The following is a 23,406-nucleotide window of genomic DNA, read 5'->3' on the forward strand; positions in this document are numbered from 1 at the left end:
CTCATGACCGTCTCGACTGCCACGCCACCGCCCGAGCTACGGCGCGTGATCGCGCTCCTGCTCGTCAACCTGGGGCTGAGCGCCGTGCTCGCGGTGCTGTTCGCGGCGTTCCACGACACCCTGCTCGACTACCAGATCGCCCACCTGGCGCTCCCCGCCTCGGCAGACGGCGCTGCGGTGCGCGCAAGCCTCAGCGCCGGGCTGTGGTCACGCGCGTTCGCCGTGATCATCGTCGGGGTCGTGTACGTCTTCCTCATCCGACGGCTGCGCCGGGGCGTGCGGCGGGCCTACTTCCGCGTGCTGGTGCTCTCGGTCGTCAGCCTGGCGGGCATCGTCTACCTGGCGACCTCGGGCCAGTACCCGTCGTGGGTGCTGGTCGAGCAGGTGATCCAGGCGCTCGTGCTCCTGGCCCTGCTCTGGGCGGTGACCCGTCCGGCCGTGCGCGACCACTTCTCCCGGGTCCCCCGGTGAAAAGACGAGATCCGGGTTTCGGCCCTCGTGAGGCCTGAAACCCGGATCTCGTTGGGGATCAGGCGAACAGATCCGTGCGCGCCTTGGCCAGTGGGATCAGGCCGCCCGCCCTGATCATCTCCAGCAGGAACGCGTCCGGCGGCGGCACGGTGCGCTCCTGTCCCGTCGTCTCGTTGCGGAACGTTCCCGCCACGACGTCGACCGACAGGACGTCGCCGTCGGAGACCAGCCCCGTGACACCCGGCAGTTCCAGCACCGGCAGCCCGACCTCGAACGCGTTGCGGTAGAAGGTGCGCGCGAACGTGTCGGCGACGACGCAGCCGATGCCCGTGGCCTTGAGCGCCTTCACCGCGATGGCCCGCCCGGACGACTGCCCGAAGTGCTTGCCGGCCACCACGATGTCGCCCGGCTGGACCTCCAGCGGGAAGCGGGGGTTCAGGTCCTCCAGCACGTGCTGCACGATCACCGACATCGGCTCGACGACGTACTTCGTCTTCACCAGCCGGTCGGTGGGGATGTTGTCCCCGAACGTCCAGCACCGGCCGCTGGCCTGCAGCGCGGGGACATCGGTGGTCATGCGAGCTCCCGTGCGTCGGTGATCGTTCCCGCGACGGCCGACGCCGCCACGGTCGGAGCCGCGGCCAGGTACATGCTGGCCTCGGCGCTGCCGTTGCGGCCGGGGAAGTTGCGGGCGTGGGTGGAGATCATCGCCTCGCCCGCGGCCATGGCACCCATGTTGTAGGCCTGGTTGGAGCCCGTGCTCGGCGGGAACCACGTGGCCCCCGCCTCGTGCAGCGCGAGCACCAGCCCTTCCTGCGCAGCCTGGGTGAAGACCTCCCGGCTGGACGGCACCACGTTGAACCGGACGTCGGGGTGCACCCTTCGTCCGCGCAGCACCTCCGCGGCGGCACGGAAGTCCTCCAGCCGTCCGCCTGCGTGCCCACCCAGCTCCGCGTACTGCACCGGCGTGCCGGCCACGGCCGTGACGTCCGCGAGGTTGCCGACGGTCGGCGGGCACGCCACCTGCGGCGCCACCGCTCCCACGTCGAAGCGCAGCACCCGGGCGGCCTCGCCGCCGTCGCTCTGCTCCAGCCGATCCTGTGCGGAGCCGGACGGGAGCGAGCGGACGAACGCCTCGGTCACCTCGTCGGGCTCGACGAAGCTGCACTTCGCGCCGAGGTCGACGCACAGCAGCGGGAAGAGCCACCGGTCCCAGAACGACAGTTCCTTGACGTACGGGCCGGCGAACTCGACCGCCGCATAGATGAGCCCGCCCTCGCCGATCTGCCCGACGAGCCACAGTGCGATGTCACGGGCGGTGGTGCCTGGCTGCGGCGTGCCTTCGAGCTCGACGCGCACCGTCTCGGGCACCCGGAACCACGCCTTGCCGTAGGGCAGCACGGTGCCGGCGTGCGAGTCGTTGCCCAGCGCCGCGGCGAAGGCGCCCAGCGCACCGTGCACCGGCGTGTGGCTGTCCGAGCCGACGATGATCGCGCCGGGCCGGACAAGCCCGCGCCGCACGACGGTGTGGTGGATGTTGCCGTTGCCGCAGTCGAACAGGTGGATGCCGTTGCGCCGCGCCCACTCGCGGTTCTCCTTGAGCATCTCCGCGGCGTCCTCGGTGGGCGGCGAGTAGTGGTGGTCGAACACCATCGCCACCCGCTCCGGGTGGCGAACGGGCCCACCCACCTGTTTGTCGAACACACGGCTGGTCAGATACCCGGAGAGGTCGTGCATGATCAGCAGGTCGACCTCGGCCACCACGACGTCACCCGGCTCCACCGAGCGGCGCCCACTGGCCCGGGCGAGGATCTTCTCCACCATGTTCATGCGAGCAGCTCCTGCGGGTTGCTGATGACACCACGGATCGCCGACGCCGCTGCCGTCGCGGGGCTGCCCAGGTAGATGCTGCTCTGGTAGCTGCCCATCCGGCCCTGGAAGTTGCGGTTGGCGGTGGAGAAGGTGACCTCCCCGTCGGCCATCGCGCCGCCGCTGCCCGCACACGCCCCGCATCCGGGGTTCGTGATCGTGGCTCCGGCCTCCAGCAGCGTCGTCACGATGCCGTCCGACGCCGCCTTCGCCATGATCTTGGCCGACGCGGGCGTGACGATGAGGCGCACGCCCGGTGCCACCTTCTTGCCCGCGAGCACCTCGGCCGCGATCACGAGGTCGTCGTACTTCGCGTTGGCGCACGAGCCGATGAAGACCTGGTCCACCTTCGTGCCGGCGACCTGGTCCACCCCCACGACGTTGTCGACGTTGTGCGGCACCGCCACCTGCGGCAGGAGGCTGCTTCCCGCCACGCGCTCGACCTGCCGGTACTGGGCGTCCGGGTCGGGCAGCAGCACGTCGTACGAGGCACGGTCGGCGCCCGCGTCGTCGAGGTAGGAGAGCGTGATCTCGTCAGGGGGCACGAAGGCGTTCTTCGCGCCCATCTCCATCGCGAGGTTGCAGAGCGTCATCCGCTCCGACACCGACATCTGCTCCACGTAGGTGCCGTGGAACTCCACGGAGCAGTAGGTGGCGCCGTCGGCCCCGAGGTCGCCGATGAGCTTCAGCATGACGTCCTTGGGGTACGTGCCGCGCGGGAGCGGCCCGTCCACCTCCACCTTGATCGACTCCGGGACCTTCATCCAGAGCTTGCCGGTGACCCAGGTGGCGGTGATCTCGCTGAACCCGACGCCGGTGCCGAGCGCACCGAGTGCGCCGTAGATCGTGGAGTGCGAGTCGGTGCCGATGATCAGCTCGCCGGGCTTGATCAGCCCGCGCTCCATCAGCACGACGTGCGCGATCCCCGCGTTGACGTCGAAGAAGTTGCGCACGCCCATCCGGTCGGCGAAGTCCCGGCACAGCGCGTGGTAACCCGCCGTCTTGGCGTTGTCCGCCGGGGCGATGTGGTCCATCACCATGGCGATCCGGTCGACGTCGTAGAGCTCGTCGACGCCCATCCGCTCCAGCGTCCGGATGCACCGCCAGCTGGCGGTGTGGCTCATGTAGAGGTCGGGGAAGGCGTCGACGATCTGGCCGGGCTGAAGGTCCTTCTCCCCCGACGCGCGCTCCAGTGCCTTCTGCGCGAACGTCCTACCCACGTTGTCCTGCACCTGCCTTGTCCTTCGCCGCCGCAGCCTGCTGCATCAGGTGCGGGATGAGCCCGCCGGCCTCGAGGATCACGCGCAGGCCCGGCGGGTACGGGGCGAAGCCGAAGCTCCGCTCGCCCACCGTGACCGTCCCCGCGGCGTAGTCGACCAGCACCTCGGCACCGTCTTCGACGGCATCCACGGCGTCGGGGCACTCGACGGCCACCAGCCCGGTGTTGATCGCGTTGCGGAAGAACACGCGGGAGAACGACCGCGCGACGACCGCGCTGATCCCGGCCCCGATGAGGCACGTCGAGGCCTGCTCGCGGGCGCTGCCACAGCCGAAGTTCCGCCCGGCCACCACCACGTCGCTCGCCCGCAGCCGCTGCTGGACCTCGGCCCCGAGCGGCTCGAACGCGTGCTCGGCGAGCTCGGCCGGATCGATGCTGACGAGGTAGCGGCCCGGGATGATCACGTCGGTGTTGACGTCGTCGCCGAAGACGATCGCCGTCCCACCGACGACACCCTGCTTACCAATTTCCGTGCTCACGGTGAGGTCTCCTCCAGGAACCAGTCCGTCGGGACCTCGTGTCCGAGGCCGCGCTCCTCCGCCAGCGCGAGCGCCCTGGCGCAGACGGCGGCGAACTGCAGGCCCATGCCGGTGTTGTTGGCGAAGATCGTGGTCTCGTCGCGGCGGGTCCGGCCGGGCACGGTGCCGGCCAGCACGTCGCCCAGCTCGTTGATGTCGTCCCAGCTCATCCGGCCCCGGTCGACCGGGCCGAGGATGTCGTACTGCTTGTCGTGGTGCACCTGCTCGCGGGAGAGCACGACAATGCGGTCGGCGCGGTCGAACGTGGCGTCGTCCAGCTCACGACGGGTGGCGGTGCCGTCCGGCGAGGTGATCGCCGTGACGTGGCTGCCCGGCTCCAGCCAGGCACCCTCGAAGCAGGGGTCCATGGCCGCGGTCGCGCACGTGACGATCCGGCAGCCCTCCACCGCTCCGCGCGGGGAGTCCACAGCCACGATCCGCTTGCCGGTGCGCTCGCTCCAGGTGGCCGCGAACTTCTCCCGGTTGCCGGGGGTGGGGCTGTAGACCCGCACCTCCTCGATCTCCGGGCGCACCATCAGCAGGCACTCCAGGTGGGCCTCGGCCTGCCAGCCCGAACCGAACATCCCCGCGACGGTGACGTCGGTGGCCGCCAGCTCCCGGATGCCCAGGGCCGACGTGGCGCCGACCCGCATCTTCTGCACGACGCTGTCGTGCAGGATCGCGAGCGGCTCCAGCGTGGTCATGCTGTAGAGCGTCACAAGGCCGACGTAGCGACCGCCCGGTGCCGCGGGGATCAGGCGGCGCCGCTGTACCCCGTTGGCCAGCGTCTCGACGCCCGCGATGTCGGAGGTGATCCGCAGGGCCCACACGCCGCTGCTGACCGTGCCGCCCTCCTGCGACTTGAACCGGAAGCGGAACCCGGGGTGCCGGGCGTCCTCCACCGGGAAGTAGGTGTGGTTGCGCGGGCGGTTCGCGCCCTTGCCCTGCGCCAGCTCGACGTAGGCGGTCTCCAGGGCGGAGAGACACTCCGCCGGGGTGAGCACCTGCTCGATGTCGGCGTTCGACAGCACCCTCATGCGTGCAGCTCCTTGTCATCGAGCTGTTCGGCGCCGGTCTCTCCGACGCGAACGGTGTCGGCGACGGCCACCCGGCCGCCGTCGGGGAAGAGCACCTCGACCGAGACGACCACGACGGCGCCGACGGGAAGCTGCTCGTCGGGATTCGCGTAGTCGCCGCCCGTCGAGAGGTCGGCCTGGTGCACGACGGTGGCGTGCGCCGTGGCGCCTGCCGGGAGCCCGGTGAGCGTCTTCTCCGCGGCCGCGGCGGGCACGGCGGCCGCCTCTCCCGGTGCGACGGCACCGCGGGCGGCGGCCAGTGCGTCCTGCAGCGACGCGGCCCACTGCGGCGCGCCGGAAGCCGAAGTGACCAGCCGCGCGGCACGCAGCCAGCTGAACCGGAACTGCCCGGTCACCTCCACGGCCGACACCTCGTCCGGACCGTGCACCACCTCGACCATCAGGTCGGTGTAGCCGGCGCCGCGCAGCGCCTGCTCGAGCAGCGCGATGCGCTCGCCGTCCGGCAGGTCCGGGCCGACCACGGCGTCGAGCGCGGTGCGCAGGTGACCGGCGGCCGTGCCCAGCAGACCCAGCTCCGCAGCCGACGGGACGAGCCGTTGCTCGCGGACGAGCCCGCCGAGCGGGCGGACGTCCCAGCCGGGTGCGGCGGCCCGTACCTCGTCCACGGTGGTGGTCGGCCACAGGGCGCCGTCGACAAGTCCGATCACGCCCGGCTCGGCGGCGTTCTCGACGAACCCCTGCACGAGAGCCGTGAACCCCTTGCCGCTGCGCAGATCGGTGAGCGTCGACGAGCGCCGCATCCACGGGTGCACCCGCGGCGACAGCTTCATCAGGAACGCGGGGTCACCCTCCGCGGGGACCGCGAGGATGCCCTCGTTCCAGTAGATGCAGAGGTTCGTGAGGTATCCGACGTCGTCGGAGCGGTGGACGTCGGCGTAGACCAGGCCGATCGTCACACCCTCGTCCTTGAGCCGCCGCTGCAGCCGCGCGACCCGGTCGGGGCGCTCCTGCTCCGGCACCTCCGCCGTGTCCAGTACGACGAGTCCGCGTTTCATGCCGCCACTCCCTGCGGGGTCTCGAAGAGCACCCGTTCCGTCTCGATCAGCACCTCGTATCCGGTGGCGGTGACCACCACCGGGTCGCCCAGCACGTGATAGCCGGCGATCGGCGTGTAGGTGTTCGGGTGGACGATGAACACGGCCCGCTCCGGCAGCACCGTGTGGTTGCCCTCGATGATCGGGGACTCGTCCAGGTGCAGCCCGTGGCCGTGACCCCGCACGCGCGTGTACTTGGCCGTGCAGTACTCGCCGTAGCCGTACTTGCGGAACACGTCGTTCTCCGCCACCGCCACCTCGTGCGCCGTGATCCCCGGCCGCACGACCGAGAGCCCGGCTTCCACGGCCTCGTTGAACAGGTCGAACGAACGGCGCTGGGCGTCGCTCGCCTTCCCGACGACCGCCGAGCGGCAGATCTGCAGCCAGTACCCGTTCATCTGCGGGGTGAGCTCGGTGCGCACCATGTCGCCCTCTTCGAGCAGCCGCGGGCCGGGCGGCGTCATCCCCATCACCTCGTCGCCGCCGGAGGCGATGAGCATGAAGTTGTCCTCGGCGCCGAGGCGCTTCAGCTCGGCCTCCACCTCGGCGACGATGCGGTACTCGGGCAGGCCCGGCTCCAGCACGTCGACGAACTTCTGCCAGCCCGCCGCACAGACAGCGGCCGAGCGGCGCATCTGCGCGAGCTCCCAGTCGCTCTTGACCATGCGCGCGTTGTCGAGCAGGCCGGTGGCCGACACGACCTCCGCGTTGGGCGCGCCCGCGGCGATCGCGTCGGCGAGCGCCTGCGGCAGCAACTCGAGGTGAGCCACCCCGATCCGCGTCGGGGCGAGGTCACGCAGCCGCTCGGTCAGCACCGTGGCGGCCGGGAAGTCCAGCCGCGACACGTCGGTGACCCATCCGCGCTGCGCGATCACGGCGAGGTCGGCCGGTCGCACGGAGAACGCCGAGGGGTCCCCCGTCGCCGGCACCAGCACGAGCGCGGCACTGCCCGTGACACGTGCGTCGGTCAGGTAGCGGATGTTCTCCCGGCGCCAGCCCGGACCGTAGGCAAGAAGTAGGTCGAGGCCCTGCTCGGCCATCGCTGCGCGCACTCTCGTATAGCGCAGTTCCTGCTCGACGTCGTCTGCTCCGTTCACTTCGTTTCCTTTCGCTCGACCACTGGGGTCATACGGCCGCCGCCTCCTCCATCTGGATGAAGTCCTTGGTGACCTGCTTCTCGATCTCGAAGAGGCGGTCGTCCTCCGGCACCCGCGGGTACGGGACGTCGATCGCGATGTCCATGTGCGTGGTGCACGGCCGCGCGGTGACGACGAGCATCCGCGTGGACAGGAACACCGCCTCCCGGATGTTGTGTGTGACGAACAGGACGGTGCGCCCGGTGGCACGCCAGATGTCGGTGAACTCCTGGCGCAGCTTGCGGGCGGTGATCTCGTCCAGCGCGGAGAAGGGCTCGTCTGCCAGCAGCAGGTCGGGCTCGATCGCCAGACCCCGCGCCAGTGCCACCCGCTGCTGCATGCCGCCCGAGAGCCGCAGCGGGAAGTAGTCGCCGAACTCGCCGAGGCCGACGAGGTCGAGGTAGCGCTGCACCCGCCGGTCGGCCTCTTCGCGCGGCACGTCCAGCTCGTCGAGCGGCAGCCGCACGTTGTCGCGGACCGTGCGCCACGGCAGCAGGCGCGGCTCCTGGAACACGACGCCGATGCGGACCGCCGAGCGCGAGCGGGCGGTGACGACGTGCCCGTTGATCATGATCCGGCCCGACGTCACGTCGTCCAGTCCGTTGATCATGTTCAGCAGGGTCGACTTCCCGCATCCCGACGGGCCCAGGATGGAGAGCAGCGAGCCGTGCTCCACCGCCACGTTCAGCCCGTCGATGACGGTGAGGGGCGGCTCCCCGCGGCGCGGGAACTGCTTGCGGACGTTGTCGATCACGAGGTAGGGCTGGTCACCGTCGCTACGGGACACCTTTTCGGACACCATGGCTCCCTGGTCAGTTCTGCATCGACGGACGCCAACGCGTGAGCCAGTGCTCCGTCGGCTTGAGGATCAGGAACTCGATGAGCAGCAGGACGATCGTGAACAAGATCGTCCAGGCGAGCACCTGGGTCATGTTGAACAGCCCGAACCAGTAGCTCAGCTGGTAGCCGACGCCGCTGGACAAGCCGATCAGCTCGACGACCGTGGCGATCTTCCAGGACAACCCGAGCGCGTAGCGCAGCGCCGCGAGCAGGTACGGGATCACCTGCGGGACCACCAGCTTGCGCAGGATCGCGCCGCGCGAGAAGTGGAACGCCTGCCCCATGCGCACGAGGGACAGGTCGATCGCCTTGACGCCCTGCCACATGTTGATCGCGACCGCCGGGACGGCCGTGACGCCGATCGCGACGATCGCCGCGAGGTCGTTCAGCCCGAACCAGAGGATCGCGAGGATGCCGTACACCACCGAGGGCACGGTGAACGCGACGAGCACCCAGGAGTCGAGGAACTCCTCGCCGAACTTCGACAGACCCATCGCCAGACCGATGATCAGGCCGAAGGCGACGGCGATGATCATGCCTGCGACGACCCGGTAGACGGTGGTCCAGAGGTGGAAGTAGGTCTCGGAGTCGCCCAGGTTCTGGACCAGCGTGCCGAACACGCGGATCGGCCCGGGCAGCACGCTCTCGTCGAAGAACAGCGACGCGATGAACCAGACCACCACGAGCGCGGCCAGCGACATGGCCCGCAGCCACACGCCCCGCCAGGAGCGGCGGACCACCGGCACGAGGTCGGCCTCACCCGCGACCGGCACCACGGCCGTGGCGAGCGAGACATCCGGTTCGCTGTCACTGTGCAGCGTGCTCATGACGTGGCCGTCCGCAGGTCGGTGCGGAAGAGACCCTCAGGAACGGCCGGCACGAAGTTGTCCGCGCCGAGCACCGGGATGAGCTGCTCGATGAGCTTGGACTCGGCGTCGGCCTGCTCCTGGTTCCAGTCGGCGATGTAGCGCGACCCGACGCGCTCCTTGAGCATCTGCGGCGCCCGCGGGTCGGTCAGCTCGATCTTCTTCGCGTAGTCGGCCCAGACGTTCGGATCGGTCTGGATGAACGCCACCGTGTCGTCGAGGGCCCCGCTGAACGCGTTGAGCACGCCGCAGTGCGATTCCGCGTACTCGTCGGTGGTGGCCCCGAGAACGTGACCAGGGAGCTTGCCGAACGCGGCCTGGTAGTCCTCGGAGATGTCGCTCAGCGTGCGGTACTTGCCCGAGAGCAGAGCCTGCACCGTCGCCGTCGTGCCGATGAGGGCTGCGTCGATGTTGCCGGCGTCCAGCAGGCCCAGCATCGCGGCGTCGGGGGCCTCGATGATGTCGACCTGGCCGCCGAGATCGTCGATCCCGTACTTCTCCTTGGCCACGATCGACGTGATCGCGAACGTGGCACTGGACCGGCCGCCGAACGCCCCGAGCTTGCGTCCTCGCAGGTCGGAGAAGGTGCGGATGTCGGAGTCGTTGCGCGTGATCACGACGTTCGACGGGCTGGTCAGGACGTCGAAGATCATCGCGCCGCGCCCCTGCTGACGGGCCACCGCCATCGCGGTGAGCCCGCCGAACCCGACGTCGACGGTGTGCTGCCCGATCGCCGCGTGCAGCGCGGACGGGTTCTGGAACGAGCTGACCTCTACCTCGAGGTTGTGCTTGGCCGCGAAGCCCTGCTCCTGCATGACGAACGTGACGAGATCCTGCGCACCCGGGTTGACCCCGAGCTTCAGCGGCTGCTTCGACGTGAGCGGCGCGCAGCTCGCCGCCTCGGGTGACCCCGCATCACCACCCCCGCCGCCACATGCGGCCAGGGCGAGGCTCGCAACCCCCAGCAGCGCCACCTGCCAGCGCCACCGTTTCGAACACTTCATTGTGATCTCCTCTCGCACCTGTAGCTGCTACTTCGACCCCCGCGCGGCCGCCGTCGCCGGGCCGGCCGTGCTCGGCTGCTGGAAGATCTCCGTGGCCGCGTCGAAGATCGACGCGAGCGACTCCTGCAGGAGCTGCCGCCGCTCCTCCGGCACTGCCTGCAACAGCTGCTCGCCGGCATCGGCCAGCGCCACGTCGGCCGCCTCCTTGGCGGCCTGCCCCTCCGGAGTGAGGCTCAGCAGGAGCGACCGCCTGTTCTGCGGGTTCTCCTGCCGGTTCATCAGGCCTCGCCGCACGAGCACCTCGACGCTCTCGGACACCGTCGGGACGGTGAGATTTCCGAAGGCGGCGAGCGCCGCCATCGACGTGTGCCCCTCCGAGACCCGTCGGAGCATCCGGTGCTGACGGAACGTCAACGGCGTGTCGAGCTGCCCGAGCACCCGGCCGTAGAGCCGGGTGAGACGAGCCGAGACCGACACGAGAAGCACGCCGAGGTCTTCGTCCCTGCGTTCACCGCTCGGTCCTGAGCTCACGCGATCTCCTAACTAAGGGCCCCTAACAGTTAGGTGCCCATAGTGAAGTCGATCGCGTCTGTGGTCAAGAGCGGATCCTGCGGCTTGGAGGGAGCCCCACCGGTGCTGGACAATCCCGTCATGGCGGCGCCGATCGACCCCACTACCAGGCCGGATTCGCTCTCGCGCCAGATCTACGCCACCCTGCGCGAAGGCATCATCCGCGGCCGCTACCCGCAGGGCTCCCGGCTCGCGGAACAGCGGCTGGCCGAGGAACTGCAGGTATCGCGCGTCCCGCTGCGCGAGGCCGTGCCCGTGCTCGAGATCGAGGGGTTCGTCTCCACACTGCCCCGCCGCAGCGCGATCGTCACCACGTGGACGATCAGATCGGTGCACGACCTGTTCGACCTGCGGCTGTGCCTCGAGGTCGGCGCCGCCCGGTACGCCGCACGCAGGATCGCCGCAGGCGCCTCGATCGCCCCGCTACGGGCTGCGCTCGAGACCGCGCGGGGCAGCGTGGGGAGCGGCGACGCCTACCGCATCGCGGACGACAGCACCCGGTTCCACGAGGGGATCGTGGATCTCACCGACAACGCCCTGATGCGAGCGGTGATGCGCTCGCTCGCCGGCCGGATGATGTGGCTGTTCTTCATGACACACGAGCCCGGCCCGCTCCACGCCCACAACGGCCACGAAGAACTGCTCGCCGCCATCGAGTCGGGCGACGAGCGCGTGGCGGAGGCCGTCGCATACACCCACATCGAGCACTACCGGCTCGACTCATTGCGGGCGCTGCGCGCGTCGAGCGACATCCACGACGAGCCGGCCTGACCCGGCGCACCTCGGCCGACGCAGAGCGCGGCGACCGCGTGCCGGCCGAGCCCCTTGCGCGAGATGTGGGCACCGACACGCAGCGGTGCGGTGTCTCGCTTGCACCCACGCAACTGTATACAGTTTGTATTCAACGTCAGCAAAAACGGGCCTTCGGCGGGTCAATCGACAAGTTCCGTATTCAGCCGATCACCCTGCGGCACGCCCGATCAGGCGCAGGCGGCCGCGAACTTCGCCATCGCCACGTGGTAGCCCATGAGCTGGGCGGGCAGCAGGTACAGCAACGGGCTGAGTACCTCGGCGACGTCGGGCAACCGCACCACCGCGTCGGCGAGACCGTCGAACGCGTGCTCACCCGCGGTGGTGGCCACGTAGACCTGCCCGCCGAACCTACGTGCCCTCCTGGCCGTGTCGACCGCGCTCTCGATGGACGGGCCGCTCGGCACGAGCAGCCACAGCGGATCGCCTGCCTTCTGGGAGTTGTAGCGGTGGCACTCCCCCAGCTGGACGGCGATGGCGTGGTCCGGCGTGCACTCCTCGACCTTCGCCGCGCCCAGCACCGCAGAGGCCCAGTTCGGCCCGGCGCCGGAGAACAGGTACACGTGCCGCCCGGCCTCCCGCCTCGCCACCTCGGCCACGATCGGGTCGCTCATCGCGAGTGCCGCCGACATCAGCCCGGGCACGATGGCGAGCTCCGCCAGGAGGGCATCGGCTCCGGCCGCACCGCGGGCGCGGCCGACGAGCCCGGCCAGCCGGAACAGCAGGGCCAGCGCTGCGGTGGACGACTGGGTGGGCCAGCCCAGCCGCGCGGCGTCGACGTGCAGCGCGTAGTTGCTCTCCTCGTCGAGGGTCGAGCCCGCCGTGTCGGTGAGGGCGACGGTGAGGGCTCCGGCGTACTGCGCGACGAGCACGGCCTCCACCGTGCGCGTGGTCTCGCCCGAACGCGAGAGCGCGATCACGAGCGACCGCTCGGTGACCGCGGGCGCGAGGTAGGAGGCCAGATCGAGGCTCTGCACCGGCTCGCACGGCACGCCGAGCATCGCCTCCAGCACGATCCGGGCTGCCGCAGGCACGGCCAGCGAGTCGCCCACTCCCACGAGGAAGGCGCGGTCGAGCTCGCGAACGGCGATCATCGGCGCGACCTCGTCGAGGACGTCACGGTTGCCCGCCCAGTTGCGGTCCACGACCGCGGGCTGCGCGAGCAGCTCATCGCGAGTCGCCTCCACCCTGCGGCGGCGCTCGGCATCGCACGGATCGTCGGTCGGCAGGGCCGGCATCGCGGCCCGCTCGGCGTCGGCGACGCGCGTCAGCACCGCGCGCTGCCGGTCGTCCAAGGCGCTTACCCCCGCCGTCGATCTGATCCCGGAAGCCATCACGATCAAACGGTATACAGTTTGGGGTTTCTCGCGGATGACATCGGATGAACACAGGGTGACGCCGCCGGTGGCTTGACACGGCGCGCGCCGCCGCGGCAATCCGGCGTGGCGACCCTGAGCCACTACGGTGATGCTGTGACCGACCGCGACAACGCTGCTCCCGACCACGCGTCGTCCGCGCCCGCCGACCTGCTGACACTGAACGCGACCCGCATCGGATCCGCGGCTGTGGTGACGGTGACGGGCGAGCTGGACCTGCAGACCGCGCGCAAGCTCATGTCCGTGGTCGACGAGACGCTGGCATGGCCCGACCTCAGCGCGCTGGTGATCGATCTCACAGCGGTGAGCTTCCTCGGCTCCTCCGGGCTGGGCACGCTCGCCGAGCTCGCCACCCGTACGACGGCAAGCCGGGGCCCCGGCCCCTATCCCGCCCCGAGCCAGACTCCCCGGCCGGCGCTGCGCCTCGTGGCGCCGCCCGACAACCAGGCCGTGATCCGCCCGTGGGAGACGATGAACCTGCAGCAGATCCTGCCGCTGCATCCCGACGTGACCACCGCCCTCGCGGATCTCTGACGCCCCTGCCCGAATTCAGGTGCGGATCACGGATCGCCTGACAGGGTGAGTTCATGAGCTCCCCGCACGACTCCTCGACCCCGTCCGGATCGACGGACTGGACCACGACACCCGTCACCGCGGACCTCCTGCGCGGCGCGCTCGACGTGGAGCGCACCGAGCGCGGGGTGCTGCCGCACCGGCTGCCCGCCAGGGCTCGCGCACAGTGCGCCGACGGGCAACTGGCCATGGCGGAGGCCCAGCCCTCCGGCGTACGGGTGGTGTTCCGCACCCGGGCCACGGCCATCGAGCTGGACGCACTCCGCACCAAGGTGGCATACGAAGGCACCCCGCCCCGACCGGACGGCGTGTACGACCTGCTCGTCGACGGCCGCCTGACCGGGCAGGCCTGCGTGACCGGCGGCAACGTCCTGATGGTGGACATGGCCACCGGATCCGCGGAGACCAGGCCCGGCCCGGTCGGCACCGTCCGATTCCCCGGTCTGCCCGACGGGGTGAAGGACGTCGAGATCTGGCTGCCCTACAACGAGATCACACAGCTGGTCGCCCTGCGCACCGACGCCCCCGTCGAACCCGTGCCGGAGGCGGGCCGCAGCGTGTGGCTGCACCACGGCAGCTCGATCAGCCACGGCTCCAACGCAGCGAGCTCCACCACGACCTGGCCGGCGCTGGCAGCGTCTCTCGGCGGCGTGGAGCTGATCAACCTCGGTCTGGGCGGAAGCGCCCTGCTCGACGCGTTCACCGCCCGAACCCTGCGGGACACCCCGGCCGCCCTGATCAGCATCAAGATCGGCATCAACCTGGTCAACACCGACGTGATGCGCCTGCGTGCCTTCACCCCGGCGGTGCACGGTTTCCTCGACACCATCCGCGACGGGCATCCCACCACTCCGCTGCTGGTCGTCTCGCCCATCCTGTGCCCCATCCACGAGGACACCCCCGGCCCCAGCGCCCCGGACTTCAGCAACCTCGCGGAAGGGAGACTGCAGTTCCGCGCGATGGGCGACCCGGCGGAACGGGCAGCCGGGAAGTTGACGCTGTCCGTCATCCGGGACGAGCTGGCCCGCATCGTGAAGCAGCGGGCGGCCGACGACGCGAACCTGCACTACCTCGACGGCCGCGACCTCTACGGCGAGGCCGACTTCGCCGAGCTCCCGCTGCCCGACCAGCTCCACCCGGACGCTGCCACGCACCGCCGCATCGGCGAGCGCTTCGCCGCCGCGGCCTTCGCCGCCGGAGGGCCGTTCGCCGCCGGGCGTGCCTGAGACACCCGGAAGGCGCGCTCAGCCCTTGGTCGCAGCGACGACCTCACGCACGCGCAGGCTGTCCCGCTCCGCCAGCTCACGCTCCGCGGCGGTGGCAGGCTCCAGCAGCACCGGGACGTCCTTGTGGTGCGGCGTGCCCGCGATGGGATCGCGATCGGCGGCGTCGGTGATCAGGTTGATCCGCGGTCCGTTGACCACCCGGCCGCCCTGGCCGTCGGGCACGGACATGCCGAAGCCGTGCGGCAGCGCCAGCTGCATCGGGCGCATGCTCTCGTCGACCTCGGCGCGCACCACGATCCGCCCGGTGCGGGTGGCGACCGCCACCCAGTCGCCGTTGTCGGCGCCGATCGACGCCAGGTCGGCAGAGCGCACCCGCAGCGCGCCGTCGAGATCCGTCTTGCGCCATGCGGGCGGCCGCAGGATCTGGTTGGCGTTGTGCGAGCGGCGCTGTCCGCTGACCAGCGAGAACGGGTACTGCGGGTCGGGGCGCTCGGTGTCGGGATCGAGGCGGTCGAGCCACTCGAGCAGCTCCGGCACCGCGAGTTGCACCCGCTCGCGCTTCACCAGCTCCCAGACCTCGTCATGGGTGTGGCGGCTGAACGGGGTGCCGCTGGGCGAGGCGAGGATGCGGTCGAACAGCTCGTTCCCCAGCTCGGGCCCGGTCGAGTCGGAGCCGAGCGCCCGCTGCAGCGGGGTGGTCATCCGCCCCGCCAGCCGCTGGCATCCCGCCCAGAGGGGCGCGATGGACGCGGCGCCGTCGGGCAGCGTCGCACCGAGCGTGCGATAGAGCAGCACGGGCACGATCTCCGCCAGACCAGGGTGGTCCGACATCACCTCGCCCGCGCGCCGCAGCAGGTTCGTCCGGTCACTGCGGGCGGTCTCGGCGAGCTCGGCCAGCGTGGCGGCGTCGGGCAGCACACCCAGCCTCTCGAACAGCCGGGCGTAGATCTCCGCCTCGACGAGGGTGCCGGCGAGCGGCTCGAACAGCGGGCGCCGGACCTGGAAGTAGTTGGTGGGCCACTCGAAGTCGAAGAGCGTGAACTCCCACTTCTCGTGCTGCGCCGCCGCCGGCAGCACGTAGTCGGCCAGCGCCGCGGTCTCGGTGTAGGCGACGTCGACCACCACCGACAGCTCACACGCGCGGATGGCCTCCTCGACGCGCGCGGTGTCGGCGTAGGTGTTGGCGGGGTTCGACGACTCCACCCACAGCGCCCGAATCCGGTGCGGGTGGTCGGTGAGGATCTCCTCGGCCATCGTGTTCGTCGGCAGGAGGCCTCCGATGTACTCGAAGCCCGTGATCTCCGAGCGCTGGCCGCGGGAGTTGCCCCACAGCGGGAGCAGCCAGGTGTGCAGGTTGTTCGTGCCGACGCGGCCGAAGTTGCCGGTGACCAGGTAGAGCAGCTTCTCGAGGTAGCTGTTGAGCGTGGAGTGGCGTCCCTGCTGGATGCCGAGCTCGACCCGCACCGTCATCGCCCGCGCGTCGAGGATCATGTCGACCGCGCGCTCGACGTCGGTGCGCTCCACTTCCGCATGGGCGATCCACGCGTCCACGGGCACCCGTCCGAGCACCTCGGCGACCTCGGCGAAGCCCTCGGTGCGGGCAGCGAGGAACTCCGCGTCCTGCCCGTTCCGCTCGATGATCATCGCGATCATCGCGGCGAGGAGGTAGGCGTCGGTGCCCGGCCGCAGCGCGAGGTGCAGCTCCGCCGCCTGGGCGGTCTCGGTGCGGCGCGGATCGACCACGATCATCTTCCGCGCCGGGTCGTTCTTGATCGTGTTGAGCGCGCTGCGGGCGTTGCTGAAGCCGTGGGCGAGCCAGGGGTTGCAGCCCAGGACGACGAGCAGGTCGCACTCCTCGACGCCTTCTGCGGTGTGGCAGGTCTGGTCCCCGAACATCCTGCCGTTGACCCAGAAGTCCCCGGTCTTCTCCTGCGACAGCGCGTTGAAGTACCGGGTGCCGCCCATCCAGCTCAGCAGCGCCTTTCCGTAGCCGCCACCGGAGTGGTTGCCCTGCCCACCACCGCCGACATAGGCCAGCGATCCCGGGCGTCCCGCGGCGCGGTCGGCGTCACGCAGCGCGGTGAGGCGGTCGGCGATCTCGCTCAACGCGGTGTCCCAGTCGATCGGCTCGTGCGTGCCGTCGGGCCGGCGCCGCAGCGGAGTGGTCAACCGGTCGTCGTGGTTCCCGAGGAAGGTCAGCCGCTGCGCCTTCTGACACAGGTACCCCTGCGAGCGCGGGTGCTGCTTGTCCCCTCGCACGCGCGTGATCGACCGGTCCTCGATCTGCACCTCCAGCCCGCAGTTGAGGTAGCAGAGGCTGCACGCGGTCTTGTGCCAGTCGGCAGGCATGTCTTCTCCTGTTGTCACTCAGGCGGGGTCGAGAGCGTCGAGGGCCCGGACCATGTCGATCGCACGGCCGAGGGTGGTGAGCCGGGCATCGAGGGTGTCGCCTGCCGGGTAGAGCCGGACGGTGTCGACGCCCGCGTCGCGCCAGACCCGCAGGCGCGCGGCGACCATCTCCTCGGTGCCGATCAACGTGGTGCCCAGCACCATCTCGTCGGTCACGAGCTCGGCGGCCCCGTCCCGGTCGCCGGCCTGCCAGCGTTCGTGGATCGCAGCGGCCGCCTCGGCCCAGCCCTGCCGGCTGTAGGCGTCGTTGTAGAAGTTCGTGCTGGCCGAGCCCATGCCGCCGAGGCTGAACGCGAGCTTCTTCTTCCGAGGGACCACCATCTCCCGCAGCTCGCTCTCGTCCTCGGCGAAGGCGACCTCGGCGCCCTCACAGACGTCGATGTCGGCGCGGGTCCGCCCCGAGGAGGCAAGGCCCTCGTCGAGGTGGGTGAAGTAGGCGGCCGAGCCTTCGGGAACGAAGCTCGTGCCGAGCCACCCGTCAGCGATCTCGCCGGTCAGCTCCAGCAGCCGGGGCGACATCGCGGCCAGGTAGATCGGGATGTCCGGGTTGGGGGCGATCGAGAGCCGCATCGGCTTGCCCTCCCCGCCCGGCAGCGGGATCCGGAACCGGGTGCCCGAGAAGGAGATCTTCTCGCCGGCGAACGCCTGGCGGATGATCTCCACCGTCTCCCGCGCCCGGGTGCGAGCGGCGGCGAAGGGCACCCCGTGCAGGCCCTCGATCACCTGCGGACCCGAGGGACCGAGGCCGAGCAGGAACCGTCCCTGCGACATCTGGGCCAGTGTGAGCGCCGCCTGCGCGATCGCGACGGGTGTACGGGTGCCGAGCTGGATCACACCCGAACCCAGCAGCATGCGCTCGGTGCGCGCCGCGAGGTAGCCCAGCACCGACGGCGCGTCCGCACCCCACGCCTCGGCCACCCAGCAGACGTCGAGACCGAGACGCTCGGCCTCCAGGACGAACTCGACCGTCTCCGGCCAGCCGTCCGCCTCTGAGGCTTCGATCGTGGTTGCGGTGCGCATCCGGATCAGCCCTCGGCCCGCTTCTTGATGGCAGCGAGCGTGTGGATGATCGAGTTCTCGAACTCACGCATCCGGACGAACACGATCTTCTGCTCCTTGTCGGGCATCCGATCGATCGCGTGGCTCAGCCCCGAGCGGGCGGGTCCCATCTGCATCCACTCGCACAGCCGGGTGCCGCCCTCGGCGGGCTCGAGGGTGAACCGCCAGAGCGCCGTGGGGTTCTCCGGGTCGTGCACCGCCCACGCGAGCACCCGCGGCTCCTCGCACTCGACGACGTGCGACGTGGTGGCCCACTCTCCGAGAGCGTCGTGCCTGCTGCGGCCGACGAACCTGTGGCCCACGGCCGGCCCGGTGGCGCCGTCGCACCACTGCACCGACTCCAGCTCGTTGCTCATCGTCGGCATCAGCTCGACGTCGGCGACGATCGCCCACACCCGTTCCGGCGGAGCGTCGATCCAGGTCTCGGCCTCGACCGTCGGCTTGTCCGCGTAACGGGCACCGGTCCACTCCATGGCGTGCGCACTCCTCGGGGTTGCGTGAGCGCCTCACCAGTAGAGTTGCCTAGATAGACCCACCTGTCAAACCGTCGCCGAACCGCTTCAGCGCCTCCGGGTGGCGGGCCAGCTTCGGGGGGTAGCCCGGCCCCATCCGCATGGTCGTGTCCTCGGCGGTCAGCGGCTCCCCGCAGTGCGAGCAGACCACCTCCGCGTGTGCGTCGTGATCGCAGCGATCGTGGTGGAACGTGACCGGCGGTCCGCCCTCCCCGGCGAGCCAGCGATCACCCCAGCGCGCCATCGCGACAAGCACGCCCCAGAAGTCGCGGCCCTTCTCGGTGAGCACGTAGTCGTAGCGCACGGGGTCGGTCTGGTACGGCTGCTTCTCCAGCAACCCCTCGTCCACCAGCCGGCGCAGGCGATCGGCCAGCGTGTTGCGGGCGATCCCGAGCCCCTGCTGGAACTCGTCGAACCGCCGGATGCCGTAGAAGGCGTCACGCAACACCAGAGGGGTCCACCAGTCGCCCAACAGGTCCATGGTGCGAGCGACCGAGCACGGCCACTGTGCGAATGATGTGCGCCTCATGGGCGAATCATACGGTCCCCAGAAGAGACCCAGCAGCTCAGCGCGCTTGACGGGCCGGGCGCCACACCCAGTTCCGCCGCTCGTACTGCGGGGAGAAGCCCAGCCGCATGACGTTGTGGAACGACTGGTTGCGCTCGCCGGGACCCTCGGCCCCCGTCTCCACCACGGCCATCCGGCACCCGGCGGCCTTCGCGTCCAGGAGGCGGATGGCGAGCAACGAGGACTGCGCGCCGCGCCGCTGGTGGGAGGGCAGCGTGGCGCCTCCCCACAGCTCGGCGACGTCGCCGTGGACGAATGCGCCGCCGACGGCGACGATCTCGTCACCGTCCCAGGCCGCGTAGCACCGGAAGCCCGGGCTCCCGACAGCGGCGGCGTTCATCTCCGCCAGCCCCTCCTCGGGCATGCCGAAAGCGCGCAGGAGCGTGGACGCCCACTGCCGCCCGCTGTGGACGTCGACCTCCCCGATCCGCAGGTCCGTCTTCGGCGGGTCGATGGACACGAGGTCGTGCGTCGACTTCACCACGGCCCCACCGGGCTCGAGGCCGTAGCGGGCACGGATGTCGTCCCAGTCGTCGGGCAGCACGGCGGGCGCGAGCTGCAGGACGGCCATCGGGGCGTCATGCTCCCGGTAGAACTCGCACACCCGGCCGATCAGCTCGGCGGTGACCGGTTCGTCGAATCCGAAACCCAGCGCCTTGTTCCAGTACTCCGTGACGTCCCGGCGCATCGCGAGCACGGCACCGCCGCCGATCCACTCCGAGGCCATTCCCATGTCGGTCGCGACGGGCGCGGGCGTACCGGACTCCAGCTGGTACATGAATGCGGCTTCGACTTTCTCCGGCACCGCCGCAGCTGCCAATCCCCCCGACACCGACCCAGCCTAACCCGATCCACAGGCGATCAAGAAATCGAATTCATTCATATCAGACAGCGGGAACGAATTGTTTTTACAGCGCTTCAACTCTCACTAGGACCGGTCGGCAGGGTAGCCAGCGCGTCCCGCAGCGCAGCGCGCGACGTGATTCCGAGCTTCGGGAATGCGCGGTACAGATGCGCACCCACCGTGCGATGCGACAGGAACAGCTGTTGTCCGATCTCCTTGTTGGAAAGACCTGCGGCCGCGAGCACGGCGATCTCACGCTCCTGAGGCGTGAGAAGCCCGGCACCCGAGGCATGGGCCGTGCCGAGCCCGGCGGCACGGAGCTCGTGGCCCGCTCGGTCCATCCACGGCCGGGCACCCAGTCGCTCGAACGTCTCCAACGCGCCGGTGAGCTGCACCCGCGCCTCGCTGGTGGCGCGGGCGCGGCGCAGTTGCTCCCCATAGGCGAGGCGAACCCTGGCCGCCTCGAACGGCCAGCGGTCCGCACCGGGAAGAGCGAGCGCCTTCTCGAACAGCTCGCCTGCGCTGTCGTCGTCGGCGGCCATGGCCGCCGATCCCGTCGCCAGCAGGGCCATGCGGGGGGACAGCTCCGCGACCTTCGCCTGTTCCATCGCCTTCACGTGCGCCGCCGCCTCGGCCCGCCGGTCGGTGCGTACCGCGGCCTCGACCAGGTCCATCATCGCCCAGAGGGCGGTGGGCACGTGCGAGGCGAACTCCCCTGCGGGACTGATCGCCACGGCGTGCCGGTAGGCGTCCTCGAAGTCGCTCCGCGCGAGAGCGGCCACGGCCTGCGCGTGGTGCACGTAGTGCTGCACACCCCTCGCCCCTCGCGGCGTGGCCCACTGCAACGCCTTGTCGATCTGGGCCCGTGAGGTGTCCTGGTCGCCGCGGGCCGCGGCGACGAGCGCCAGGAAGTAGTGGAACGGCCACGCGAAGTGGCGGTAGCCCTGCGCATCACCCGTCTCGAGACCCTCGTCGGCGAGCTCGGAGATCTGGTCCCACCGTCCGCTGATGTAGTCGTCGAGACACAGGTGGATCAACGCGACCACGGCCAGCGGGAACGGCCCGACCTCGCGGGCCCGGCTCACGACCCGCCACAGCGCGTCGCGGCAGCCGGCGAGCCGGTCGACGTTGACGGCGGCGTGGCAGATGCGGGCGATGCGGACCGGATCGACCTCGTTGCGCAGCCCGTTGATCGCACTGTTCAGCTGGTCGAGCACCGGGCCGGCGGTGCGGACCGGATCAGGGAAGGTCGCGCTCATCAGCGCCAGGTCCGGGGGCAGCCGCGATCCGAGTTCGGCAACCGCCGTGTGGAAGGGCCTCCACATCTCGGCCTCGCCGCCGAACCAGCACAGCAGCAACAGGGTCCACACCGCCTCGACCAGCGCACCGTCGTCGGGATCGGTACGGGTCTCGATCGCCCGCGCCAGCAGGCGATGTGCGGTCTCGACGTCGTTGTCCCCGACGCTGAGCAGGTATGCGGCGGTCGCGGCGGCGTAGAGCGACCCGCCGCCGTGCGCAGGGTCGGCCCGCCGGGCGTCACCGAGCAGCTGGGACGCGACCTCCATGTCACCGGTCTCGAGGCCGACGTAGGCGGCCTCGGCCAGCCGCCTGCTGCGGTCGGAACGTAGGGGGCTGAGCTGGGCCGCCCGGCTCAGCGCGGCGACGGCTCCGGCAGGGTCCCCCCGGCCGAGGATCCGGTCGGCGGCCTCTTCGAGCAGGCCGGCCACCCTCTCGTCGGGCTCGATGGTCGCCTCGCCCAGGTGCCATGCCCGGTGTTCGGGCCGCTGTGACATGTCGGCCAGCGTCATGTGGGCCCGCCTGCGCTGGTCGGCTGTCGACAGCTCGACGACGGCCGAGCGGGTGAGCGGATGGCGGAAGGTCAGCCGCCCGGTGCTCTCCTCCACGTGCAGCAGCTGTGCGTGTTCCGCCGGCGCGAGTGGGTCCTCGTCGTCGGGCTCACTGGTGGCCGCCTTCAGCACGCGCAGGTCGGCGGTGCTGTCCAGCGCACCGAGCAGCAGCAACTGGCGGGAGGCCGCGGGAAGCTCCGAGATCCGCGACACGAACAGGGCCTGCAACCGTCGGCTCAGCGGCAGCACGGCGGGCAGCGCCCGGAGGGCCGGACGCTGCGGTCCCGTCAGCGCGGCAGGGAGCTCGAGCAGCGCGAGCGGGTTGCCGCGCGCCTCGGCCAGTACGCGGCGACGCACCTTCGTGCCGAGGGCCGGGAACCGGTAGCCCATCAGCGCCAGCGCCGCGTCGTCGTCCAGCGGCCGTAGCTCGTGCTCGGGCAGGCCCGCACCCTCGAAGAAGCTCTCCATGCCCGGCCGTGAGGCGGCCAGGAACCCCACGCGGCTGCCCGCCAGCCGCCGGGCGACGAACGCCAGCACGGCAGCACTGGCCCGATCCATCCAGTGGACGTCGTCCACCACCACCAGGACCGCTCGCTGTGCAGCCACCGCGCGCAACAACCCGAGCGTCGCGCTGGACACCACCAAGCGGTCCGGGGTACACCCCTCCTCCATACCCAGAGCCACCGACAGGGCCGCCCGGTGCGCTTCCGGCAGCCTTCCGAACTCACCCAGCAACGGGATCAGCACCTGGTTCAGGCCCGAGAAGCTGACATCCGCCTCGAACTCCGCGCCACCTGCGCGCAGTACGAGCATTCCGAGCTCCGACGCCTCTGCCACCGCGACGTCCACCAGCACCGACTTGCCCACGCCCGGTTCCCCGACCAGGAGCAGGGCCGCACCGCCGGCCGCCGCCGACTTCAGGAACGAGCAGACCCGCTCGAGGTCCTCGTCACGTCCGACCAGGCCGGCGGCGATGCCCGCCCGACCAGGGTCAGGATCGCTCAACACATGCCTCCAGAGATGTCAGTGGTCACGCCGGGAGCGCAGGCCCCCAGTGATCGACCGCATCCGATCACGACGCCGACGCTCCCATGAGGGACGGCGCTCGCCGCGAGGCCGAGGGCGTGACTGATACGACACTGGAACCCAGGTGTTGCAGCACCCAGGGCCCGGTGCTGCGAAACACCGGGTCAGCACGATCTCCTCGGCGGGAAGGACAACCTAACCGGCGGGAATCCCCCTCAGCAAGGACGCCGACCGGGTGGCGAGCACTTGTCAACGAAGGCTCACATATCCGCGATTTGCGCTGCGGCTCCCGTTGTGCCATGGGACTCGGAGACGAATCTTGTGACGCCCGTCACCGCTATAGCCGGATCACCGCCCGACGCTTCGACATGAACCCGACGTACATACTGCATACGGACAGCGCTCCGTACCCGGCATTACATCGACACATGTCACCGAAGGGACCTTGTCTCCTCCATCTGGGTGGATCGGG

The 23,406-nt window shown here is 70.4% G+C and carries 22 protein-coding genes; 4 read left to right on the forward strand and 18 right to left on the reverse strand.

Going from position 1 to position 23,406, the window contains the following annotated elements; genetic code table 11:
* Positions 1 to 3 precede the first annotated feature (3 nt).
* On the forward strand, positions 4 to 471 hold the full coding sequence (locus ACQPZQ_RS27270) for a hypothetical protein (RefSeq protein WP_433285281.1): 468 nt from the start codon (positions 4 to 6) through the stop codon (positions 469 to 471).
* A gap of 58 nt (positions 472 to 529) precedes the next feature.
* On the opposite strand, the gene ACQPZQ_RS27275 is transcribed toward ACQPZQ_RS27270, so the two are convergent.
* From ACQPZQ_RS27275 to ACQPZQ_RS27325, 11 genes are read right to left on the reverse strand one after another with little or no spacing between them, the layout of a single operon-like run.
* Complete coding sequence (locus tag ACQPZQ_RS27275) at positions 530 to 1,048, reverse strand: 3-isopropylmalate dehydratase (RefSeq protein ID WP_433285282.1); 519 nt, start codon at positions 1,046 to 1,048, stop codon at positions 530 to 532.
* Positions 1,045 to 2,301 (reverse strand): 3-isopropylmalate dehydratase large subunit, encoded by a 1,257-nt coding sequence (locus ACQPZQ_RS27280; protein WP_433285284.1) that lies wholly within the window; start codon positions 2,299 to 2,301, stop codon positions 1,045 to 1,047. Before ACQPZQ_RS27280 ends, ACQPZQ_RS27275 begins: the two co-directional genes overlap by 4 nt.
* Positions 2,298 to 3,572, reverse strand: coding sequence for an aconitase/3-isopropylmalate dehydratase large subunit family protein (locus tag ACQPZQ_RS27285; RefSeq protein ID WP_433285286.1), 1,275 nt, complete (start codon positions 3,570 to 3,572; stop codon positions 2,298 to 2,300). Before ACQPZQ_RS27285 ends, ACQPZQ_RS27280 begins: the two co-directional genes overlap by 4 nt.
* A complete protein-coding gene (locus ACQPZQ_RS27290; protein WP_433285288.1) occupies positions 3,553 to 4,098 on the reverse strand; it encodes a 3-isopropylmalate dehydratase in 546 nt (181 codons plus the stop codon). Before ACQPZQ_RS27290 ends, ACQPZQ_RS27285 begins: the two co-directional genes overlap by 20 nt.
* Entirely contained in the window at positions 4,095 to 5,174 is a 1,080-nt protein-coding gene (locus tag ACQPZQ_RS27295) for an ornithine cyclodeaminase family protein (protein WP_433285290.1), read from the reverse strand. Before ACQPZQ_RS27295 ends, ACQPZQ_RS27290 begins: the two co-directional genes overlap by 4 nt.
* The gene (locus tag ACQPZQ_RS27300; RefSeq protein WP_433285292.1) at positions 5,171 to 6,229 is read right to left on the reverse strand and encodes an aminopeptidase P family N-terminal domain-containing protein; all 1,059 of its coding nucleotides are present in this window, start codon (positions 6,227 to 6,229) and stop codon (positions 5,171 to 5,173) included. Before ACQPZQ_RS27300 ends, ACQPZQ_RS27295 begins: the two co-directional genes overlap by 4 nt.
* Positions 6,226 to 7,365, reverse strand: coding sequence for a M24 family metallopeptidase (locus tag ACQPZQ_RS27305; RefSeq protein ID WP_433285294.1), 1,140 nt, complete (start codon positions 7,363 to 7,365; stop codon positions 6,226 to 6,228). The genes ACQPZQ_RS27300 and ACQPZQ_RS27305 overlap by 4 nt, the downstream gene beginning before the upstream one ends.
* A gap of 28 nt (positions 7,366 to 7,393) precedes the next feature.
* Positions 7,394 to 8,203 (reverse strand): ABC transporter ATP-binding protein, encoded by an 810-nt coding sequence (locus ACQPZQ_RS27310; protein ID WP_433285296.1) that lies wholly within the window; start codon positions 8,201 to 8,203, stop codon positions 7,394 to 7,396.
* A 13-nt stretch (positions 8,204 to 8,216) separates the two neighbouring features.
* The gene (locus tag ACQPZQ_RS27315) at positions 8,217 to 9,071 is read right to left on the reverse strand and encodes an ABC transporter permease (protein ID WP_433285298.1); all 855 of its coding nucleotides are present in this window, start codon (positions 9,069 to 9,071) and stop codon (positions 8,217 to 8,219) included.
* Complete coding sequence (locus ACQPZQ_RS27320) at positions 9,068 to 10,114, reverse strand: ABC transporter substrate-binding protein (RefSeq protein WP_433285300.1); 1,047 nt, start codon at positions 10,112 to 10,114, stop codon at positions 9,068 to 9,070. The genes ACQPZQ_RS27315 and ACQPZQ_RS27320 overlap by 4 nt, the downstream gene beginning before the upstream one ends.
* Positions 10,115 to 10,141: 27 nt before the next feature.
* Positions 10,142 to 10,645, reverse strand: coding sequence for a MarR family winged helix-turn-helix transcriptional regulator (locus tag ACQPZQ_RS27325; RefSeq protein ID WP_433285302.1), 504 nt, complete (start codon positions 10,643 to 10,645; stop codon positions 10,142 to 10,144).
* A gap of 102 nt (positions 10,646 to 10,747) precedes the next feature.
* On the opposite strand from ACQPZQ_RS27325, the gene ACQPZQ_RS27330 reads away from it, so the two are divergent.
* A complete protein-coding gene (locus tag ACQPZQ_RS27330; RefSeq protein WP_433285304.1) occupies positions 10,748 to 11,455 on the forward strand; it encodes a GntR family transcriptional regulator in 708 nt (235 codons plus the stop codon).
* 209 nt (positions 11,456 to 11,664) lie between these two features.
* Here the strand turns inward: ACQPZQ_RS27330 and ACQPZQ_RS27335 are convergent, their stop codons facing one another.
* The gene (locus tag ACQPZQ_RS27335; RefSeq protein WP_433299388.1) at positions 11,665 to 12,828 is read right to left on the reverse strand and encodes an SIS domain-containing protein; all 1,164 of its coding nucleotides are present in this window, start codon (positions 12,826 to 12,828) and stop codon (positions 11,665 to 11,667) included.
* Positions 12,829 to 12,966: 138 nt separating this feature from the next.
* On the opposite strand from ACQPZQ_RS27335, the gene ACQPZQ_RS27340 reads away from it, so the two are divergent.
* Both ACQPZQ_RS27340 and ACQPZQ_RS27345 read left to right on the forward strand, forming a co-directional pair.
* The gene (locus tag ACQPZQ_RS27340) at positions 12,967 to 13,404 is read left to right on the forward strand and encodes an STAS domain-containing protein (RefSeq protein WP_433285306.1); all 438 of its coding nucleotides are present in this window, start codon (positions 12,967 to 12,969) and stop codon (positions 13,402 to 13,404) included.
* Between the two features lie 53 nt (positions 13,405 to 13,457).
* Positions 13,458 to 14,669 carry a GDSL-type esterase/lipase family protein gene (locus ACQPZQ_RS27345; RefSeq protein ID WP_433285307.1) on the forward strand — a complete coding sequence of 404 codons (1,212 nt, stop codon included), beginning with the start codon at positions 13,458 to 13,460 and terminating at the stop codon, positions 14,667 to 14,669.
* 18 nt (positions 14,670 to 14,687) lie between these two features.
* Here the strand turns inward: ACQPZQ_RS27345 and ACQPZQ_RS27350 are convergent, their stop codons facing one another.
* The 6 genes from ACQPZQ_RS27350 to ACQPZQ_RS27375 all read right to left on the reverse strand — a co-directional run bounded on the left by ACQPZQ_RS27350 (position 14,688) and on the right by ACQPZQ_RS27375 (position 22,913).
* Positions 14,688 to 17,018 carry a molybdopterin-dependent oxidoreductase gene (locus ACQPZQ_RS27350; protein ID WP_433285309.1) on the reverse strand — a complete coding sequence of 777 codons (2,331 nt, stop codon included), beginning with the start codon at positions 17,016 to 17,018 and terminating at the stop codon, positions 14,688 to 14,690.
* A gap of 18 nt (positions 17,019 to 17,036) precedes the next feature.
* Positions 17,037 to 18,098 carry an LLM class flavin-dependent oxidoreductase gene (locus tag ACQPZQ_RS27355; RefSeq protein WP_433285311.1) on the reverse strand — a complete coding sequence of 354 codons (1,062 nt, stop codon included), beginning with the start codon at positions 18,096 to 18,098 and terminating at the stop codon, positions 17,037 to 17,039.
* 5 nt (positions 18,099 to 18,103) lie between these two features.
* Entirely contained in the window at positions 18,104 to 18,610 is a 507-nt protein-coding gene (locus tag ACQPZQ_RS27360; RefSeq protein ID WP_433285313.1) for an SRPBCC family protein, read from the reverse strand.
* 49 nt (positions 18,611 to 18,659) lie between these two features.
* Positions 18,660 to 19,178 carry a winged helix-turn-helix transcriptional regulator gene (locus tag ACQPZQ_RS27365; RefSeq protein WP_433285314.1) on the reverse strand — a complete coding sequence of 173 codons (519 nt, stop codon included), beginning with the start codon at positions 19,176 to 19,178 and terminating at the stop codon, positions 18,660 to 18,662.
* A gap of 37 nt (positions 19,179 to 19,215) precedes the next feature.
* Positions 19,216 to 20,049: a GNAT family N-acetyltransferase gene (locus ACQPZQ_RS27370; protein ID WP_433285316.1), complete on the reverse strand. Its 834-nt coding sequence runs from the start codon at positions 20,047 to 20,049 to the stop codon at positions 19,216 to 19,218.
* A gap of 86 nt (positions 20,050 to 20,135) precedes the next feature.
* A complete protein-coding gene (locus ACQPZQ_RS27375) occupies positions 20,136 to 22,913 on the reverse strand; it encodes an AAA family ATPase (protein WP_433285318.1) in 2,778 nt (925 codons plus the stop codon).
* Positions 22,914 to 23,406: the final 493 nt, after the last annotated feature.

It is taken from the genome of Pseudonocardia sp. CA-142604 (assembly GCF_050948475.1).
Lineage (GTDB): Bacteria > Actinomycetota > Actinomycetes > Mycobacteriales > Pseudonocardiaceae > Pseudonocardia > Pseudonocardia alaniniphila.